General features: G+C 35.0%; 1 protein-coding gene. It reads left to right on the forward strand.

What is annotated here, in order from left to right; translation table 11 throughout:
- Positions 1-127 precede the first annotated feature (127 nt).
- Entirely contained in the window at positions 128-1492 is a 1365-nt protein-coding gene (locus ACGLXV_RS16765; RefSeq protein WP_391559527.1) for a transposase, read from the forward strand.
- The last annotated feature ends 74 nt before the right edge of the window (positions 1493-1566 follow it).

The raw sequence follows: 1566 nt of genomic DNA on the forward strand, positions 1-1566 counted from the left end.
TGAATGAATTTCATAAATCTAAGCCCAAGTGGCTCAAGGGTTTTCGAGCATGAAAAAAGGAGTACCTCCCCAAATGTCGAATCAAGTAAGTGACTAGCAAACTTATTCGAATGGGAGGAAGCCCCTTATGTCTATTGTACGACAAGAGAGCCTTTTTAGCATGCAAATTTTATTTGATTTAGAACCTACCCATCGCTATGATGAGATTTTTTCAGCGATTAATATCAACCCTATTCTTAATGTTGTAGCGAAAAAATCCAATTTAGGTAGGCCTGTAGAGTTGAACTACCCTGCAATGGTTCAAGCACTGGTAGTACGGATTGTTGAGAGAATCCCTGAAATCCAACTTTTAGTAAAACGATTAAATACTGATCTTAAGTTCAAAGTTGATTGTGGGTTTTTAGTTTCTGATCCTGTTCCCTCTGAAGCTTCATTTTCAAGAATGATTACAAAGATTAAAGATACAAACATTCTTGAAGAAATCAATTCTCAAATTATTCTTGATGCTATCGATGAAGGTTTTATTAGTGATGCAAACATAGCTATTGATTCTGGTCACTTTGAAGCTAGAGATCAAGCACCTGCAAAAAAAGAAGATGTAGTAAAAGAACCACCAAAGAAACGTGGGCGTAAATCAAAAGCTGAACGTGAACAATGGTTAAAAGAAAAAGAAGCAAGAGAAGCTTCTCTGTCTATTTTTGAAAAGAAAATTGAAGATCAACTTGATGTGTCATACTCTGAACTTCATGACCAAATGCCACTTGACCCTAAATGGGGTGTAAAGAAAAATAGTGAAGGTAAAAATGTATTTTGGTATGGTTATAAAGCTCATTTAGCAGTTGAAACAAGCACTCAATTTATTCTTCAATCCTTAATTTCTTCTGGTAGCCTTAACGATGGAAAGGCAGCTATTCCTTTATTAAAAGGAATAGCGAAATACTATCCAAATCTTCGATTAATCTTTGCCATGCTGGATGCAGGTTATGATTATGATGCCATCTATGAACAGATTCATCGAATGAAAGGGTATTCCATTATTGCTTACAACAAAAAGAATGAACAAGATCCAATTGGATTTGATGAAAACTTCGCTCCAACCTGTGTAAGAGAGCATTCTTATCGGTATGATAGTTTCGACAAGAGATACCAAACCTTAAAATACACACGTCCTAAAGAATGTGCGGATTGCCCGTTAGCCAATGATTCTTTGTGTCAAAAAGTCTTTAAGATAAAGATAGAGACTGATTTACGCCGTTATAGTGCTCCAGCACGTGGTTCAATGGCTTGGAAAGAACGCTTTAAAGAACGTAGCTCTGTTGAACGTGTAATAGGCTATTTAAAAGAATTCTTTCAGTTAAATAATGTAAGATATCGAACAGGAGAACGAGCAAAAGTCCATTTAGACTTAGTTACTCTTGTTTATAACGGCATGAAATTAGCAAGCTTAAGATTAGCATGTAAACAATCTACAACCAATTCATTAGCAGCTTAATTTTTTTTAAAACGATGTTACTTTTATTCTGGAAGTGTCAGCTTTTTTTAAAAAATGAATTATGAAATTGGTTC

Origin of the sequence: Robertmurraya sp., from assembly GCF_036676585.1 — a bacterium.
Taxonomy (GTDB): domain Bacteria; phylum Bacillota; class Bacilli; order Bacillales; family Cytobacillaceae; genus Robertmurraya_A.

What these genes read in the sequence shown, in the direction of transcription:
- ACGLXV_RS16765 (WP_391559527.1), top strand. Translation starts at nt 128, where the DNA reads ATGTCTATTGTACGACAAGAGAGCCTTTTTAGCATGCAAATTTTATTT.